Source organism: Aliiglaciecola litoralis (assembly GCF_039523355.1).
GTDB classification, from domain to species: domain Bacteria; phylum Pseudomonadota; class Gammaproteobacteria; order Enterobacterales; family Alteromonadaceae; genus Aliiglaciecola; species Aliiglaciecola litoralis.
Genome location: NZ_BAAAFD010000022.1, coordinates 1 through 3764, shown reverse-complemented (window position 1 = coordinate 3764; position 3764 = coordinate 1). Strand labels below are relative to the sequence as shown.

Below are 3764 nucleotides of genomic sequence, written 5' to 3'. Positions count from 1 at the left end.
GCCTTATAGGTTGTATCGTAAGATATTACCGATGTTCTTTAACAATTTGGAAAGCTGATAAAAGTAATCAAAAATAAAGAGTAATAATTGAAGAGCAATCTTCAAGCGTACTCTATCTGATTTTGTGATTAGTACTTGTCACGCATACACAAGCTCTTAGATGAGCACCAACGATTTGTGAATAAAAAGGCGCAAATCGACCTGGTTTAGATAACAATCATTCATGTCTTTGTTATGTTAAATCAATGTGTTATTGCGAGTAATTTTGTTCTAGGCAAGCCGTGCGAGAAGCGAGTGAGGGAGTGTAACGTGTTACATGACCGAGCAAGCGACGAGCGAAGGCGAAGTATAGGGCAAAAGAACGACGTAATAACAGAGGGTATTTTGGGTTGTATGGTTAAGTGACTAAGCGTATACGGTGGATGCCTAGGCAGTTAGAGGCGATGAAGGACGTGTAAGTCTGCGAAAAGCTGTGGTGAGCTGACAAAACGCATTTGAGCCACAGATGTCCGAATGGGGGAACCCAGTGCATTTATGCATTATCTGCAACTGAATACATAGGTTGTAGAGGCAAACGAGGGGAACTGAAACATCTAAGTACCCTTAGGAAAAGAAATCAACCGAGATTTCCCTAGTAGCGGCGAGCGAACGGGAATTAGCCCTTAAGCTAATTGTAAGCCAGTGGAATGTGTTGGAAAGCACAGCGATACAAGGTGATAGCCCTGTACACAAAGGCGAACTTTAAGTGAAAACGAGTAGGTCGGGACACGTGTTATCTTGACTGAATATGGGGGGACCATCCTCCAAGGCTAAATACTCCTAACTGACCGATAGTGAACCAGTACCGTGAGGGAAAGGCGAAAAGAACCCCTGTGAGGGGAGTGAAATAGAACCTGAAACCGTATACGTACAAGCAGTGGGAGCAGACTTGTTCTGTGACTGCGTACCTTTTGTATAATGGGTCAGCGACTTATATTCTGTAGCAAGGTTAACCGAATAGGGGAGCCGTAGTGAAAGCGAGCGTTAACTGCGCGTTGAGTTGCAGGGTATAGACCCGAAACCCGGTGATCTAGCCATGGGCAGGTTGAAGGTTGAGTAACATCAACTGGAGGACCGAACCCACTGACGTTGAAAAGTCAGGGGATGACCTGTGGCTGGGGGTGAAAGGCCAATCAAACCGGGAGATAGCTGGTTCTCCCCGAAAGCTATTTAGGTAGCGCCTCGGACGAACACCATTGGGGGTAGAGCACTGTTAAGGCTAGGGGGTCATCCCGACTTACCAACCCTTTGCAAACTCCGAATACCAATGAGTGATATCCGGGAGACACACGGCGGGTGCTAACGTCCGTCGTGAAGAGGGAAACAACCCAGACCGCCAGCTAAGGTCCCAAAATATTGCTAAGTGGGAAACGATGTGGGAAGGCTAAGACAGCTAGGAGGTTGGCTTAGAAGCAGCCACCCTTTAAAGAAAGCGTAATAGCTCACTAGTCGAGTCGGCCTGCGCGGAAGATGTAACGGGGCTAAGCAATATACCGAAGCTGCGGATACGTGTTTACACGTATGGTAGGGGAGCGTTGTGTAAGTGGTTGAAGGTGAGCTGTGAGGCGAGCTGGACATATCACAAGTGCGAATGCTGACATGAGTAACGATAATGGGGGTGAAAAACCCCCACGCCGGAAGACCAAGGTTTCCTGTCCCATGCTAATCAGGGCAGGGTAAGTCGGCCCCTAAGGCGAGGCAGAAATGCGTAGTCGATGGGAAACGGATTAATATTTCCGTACTTGGTATATCAGTGAAGGGGGGACGGAGAAGGCTAGGCAGGCTTGGTGTTGGTTATCCAAGTGAAAGTGCGTAGGGCGTTGAATTAGGTAAATCCGGTTTAACATTAACCTGAGACACGAGACGAGTCACCACGGTGACGAAGCTGTTGATGCCATGCTTCCAGGAAAAGCCTCTAAACTTATGATATATCGAACCGTACCCCAAACCGACACAGGTGGTCAGGTAGAGAATACTAAGGCGCTTGAGAGAACTCGGGTGAAGGAACTCGGCAAAATAGTACCGTAACTTCGGGAGAAGGTACGCCCCTGTTTGTGAAGGCTTTACGCCGTAAGCAGATGGGGGCCGCAGTGACCAGGTGGCTGGGACTGTTTATTAAAAACACAGCACTGTGCTAAATCGAAAGATGACGTATACGGTGTGACACCTGCCCGGTGCCGGAAGGTTAATTGATGGGGTTAGCGCAAGCGAAGCTCTTGATCGAAGCCCCGGTAAACGGCGGCCGTAACTATAACGGTCCTAAGGTAGCGAAATTCCTTGTCGGGTAAGTTCCGACCTGCACGAATGGTGTAACCATGGCCACGCTGTCTCCACCCGAGACTCAGTGAAATTGAAATCGCAGTGAAGATGCTGTGTACCCGCACCTAGACGGAAAGACCCCGTGAACCTTTACTACAGCTTGGCACTGAACATTGAACCTACATGTGTAGGATAGGTGGGAGGCTTTGAAGCACAGTCGCTAGATTGTGTGGAGCCGCCGTTGAAATACCACCCTTGTATGTTTGATGTTCTAACATTGGTCCCTTATCGGGATTGTGGACAGTGTCTGGTGGGTAGTTTGACTGGGGCGGTCTCCTCCCAAAGAGTAACGGAGGAGCACGAAGGTTAGCTAATCACGGTCGGACATCGTGAGGTTAGTGCAATGGCATAAGCTAGCTTAACTGCGAGACAGACACGTCGAGCAGGTACGAAAGTAGGTCATAGTGATCCGGTGGTTCTGTATGGAAGGGCCATCGCTCAACGGATAAAAGGTACTCCGGGGATAACAGGCTGATACCGCCCAAGAGTTCATATCGACGGCGGTGTTTGGCACCTCGATGTCGGCTCATCACATCCTGGGGCTGAAGTCGGTCCCAAGGGTATGGCTGTTCGCCATTTAAAGTGGTACGCGAGCTGGGTTTAGAACGTCGTGAGACAGTTCGGTCCCTATCTGGTGTGGGCGTTGGATGATTGAGGGGAGCTGCTCCTAGTACGAGAGGACCGGAGTGGACGAACCGCTGGTGTTCGGGTTGTCATGCCAATGGCATTGCCCGGTAGCTACGTTCGGAATCGATAACCGCTGAAAGCATCTAAGCGGGAAGCGAGCCCCAAGATGAGTCATCCCTGATAGTTTAACTATCCTAAAGGGTTGTTGAAGACTACGACGTAGATAGGCAGGGTGTGGAAGCGTTGTAAGGCGTTAAGCTAACCTGTACTAATTGCCCGTGAGGCTTAACCATACAACACCTAAGTGCCTTCGAGCATGGGTGTTGAGTGACAAGTACGTCAACAAGACAACACAACGTAAGAGAAGAGTACGCAACTCAATTTGATTACACAGCTTTACCAAATTTGTTAAAACAGTTTAAAGATTACTTGGTTTAACGACGAAGTAATAAGTAAGTAGCTCTCCAATCAAGTTGGAGACGGCTTACAGCCGGTTTTGCCTGGCAGCCATAGCGATACGGTACCACCTGATCCCATTCCGAACTCAGAAGTGAAACGTATTAGCGGCGATGGTAGTGTGGGGTTTCCCCATGTGAGAGTAGCACACTGCCAGGCTCCCAATTCTACGAAAAGCCCCAACCAGAAAACGGTTGGGGCTTTTTCGTATAAGCGCATCCGCGCAAAGCTACTCCGCGGTCAACCTTCACAAAGTGGATTCCCAGCCTCTCGCAAGCTCGAGTCGTTCAAACGGCAGGAGCTGTGCTCCTGAGAGCCCCGTT

General features: G+C 49.3%; 2 rRNA genes. Both read left to right on the top strand.

Annotated elements, in window-relative coordinates:
* Positions 1-395 precede the first annotated feature (395 nt).
* Positions 396-3278 (top strand): 23S ribosomal RNA (locus tag ABD036_RS18685).
* Between the two features lie 206 nt (positions 3279-3484).
* Positions 3485-3600: ribosomal RNA gene (rrf, locus tag ABD036_RS18680) — 5S ribosomal RNA — on the top strand.
* Positions 3601-3764 lie beyond the last annotated feature (164 nt).